The 236-nt window shown below is 58.9% G+C and carries 1 pseudogene; it reads left to right on the forward strand.

The window, feature by feature from the left end:
* Positions 1-236 (forward strand): annotated as a pseudogene (locus KVT32_RS31565) (copper resistance protein CopD); the annotation flags it as partial.

A 236-nucleotide genomic window follows, 5' to 3' on the forward strand; every position in this document is an offset into this window, starting at 1 on the left:
GCGTCGGATATCACGCACCTCTGGGCAGCGGGCGCTTGGGTGGGCGCATTGGTGGCGTTCTTGATGCTGGCATCCCACAAGCAGGATGTCGCGCAAGACCCGGTAGCGGTCCTCAGTCGGACGTCGAATGGCTTTACTCGCATAGGTACAGCGATCGTGGCTGCACTCGTCGTGAGTGGAATTCTCAATTACCTGTTGATCGCCGGACCATCGTTTGATCCGCTCATCTCGACGCT

The organism is Achromobacter sp. GbtcB20 (assembly GCF_019091095.1).
GTDB classification, from domain to species: domain Bacteria; phylum Pseudomonadota; class Gammaproteobacteria; order Burkholderiales; family Burkholderiaceae_B; genus Achromobacter; species Achromobacter mucicolens.